The following is a 962-nucleotide window of genomic DNA, read 5'->3' on the forward strand; positions in this document are numbered from 1 at the left end:
ACCGGCGTCACCACCTACCTCGGGCCGGTCCTGCAGCCGGACGTCGACCGCGCCACGGCCATGGCGGCCAACTGGACCACCGACCTGGGCCTGCCGCAGTTCACGACCGTGACCGTCGACGGCGTGGACTACTTCCACCTCTACTTCCCCGAGTTCCGGATGTACAACGGCAATCCGGCCGCGAGCGGACTGTCCACCGCACGGGCTCCGGTACGGGAGGTGCTCGAGGCCGCCGCACAGGGACAGGTCACGCCCTGGTGGAAGTACTCACCCGAGGGTCGGTGGGACTCCCCGGCCTGGGGTGGCAGCTCGGCCGACATTCAGGGCAACGAGACGATGGCGTGGGCCCCGCAGGTGGTACGCAGCACCGAACTCGGTGGGTACGTCATGGTCACCGGGGTCTCGCCGCGCGAGATGATGCTCTCGACCTCGGCGAACGGGCTGCACAACTGGTCGGCCCGCGTACCGCTGCTGCGCGATCCGGGCAACGTCAACGCGTATCCCAACCTCGTGGGCAGCACCGACCCGGCTGACCTCGGCCGCGTGTTCCACCTGTTCTACCTGCAATGGCCCTCCCCACAGCCGAACTGGGACAACGCCCGGGTGATGCGACGCACGATCACCTGTACCGCCGGACTGCCAGCGACGACCGTTCCATTCGTCCGCTACAGCAACGGCCGCAAGCATCTGGTGACGACCGGCCCCGCCCTGCCCGGCTACCACGTCGAGGGCCGGGACTGGTCGCTGCTGACCGCCCAGCAGCCGGGCACCCGGCCACTGTACGGCTGCCGCAACGGCGCCGACGACCACTACATCTCAGACGACGCCGGTTGCGGCGCCACCGACTTCACGATCCTGCAGACCGAGGGCTGGATCTACACGTCGCCGCCGGCGCTGCCGCACGCCGCCCTCTACCGCTGCCACATCCCGGGCCTCGGCGACCACTTCGTCTCCATCGACCC

General features: G+C 69.4%; 1 protein-coding gene. It reads left to right on the plus strand.

The genetic code is table 11. The features are described 5' to 3' along the window. Positions 1-962, plus strand: a 962-nt coding sequence (locus tag Vau01_RS63010; protein ID WP_204015484.1) for a hypothetical protein, incomplete at both ends; no start/stop codon positions are given.

It is taken from the genome of Virgisporangium aurantiacum, from assembly GCF_016863635.1.
Lineage (GTDB): Bacteria > Actinomycetota > Actinomycetes > Mycobacteriales > Micromonosporaceae > Virgisporangium > Virgisporangium aurantiacum.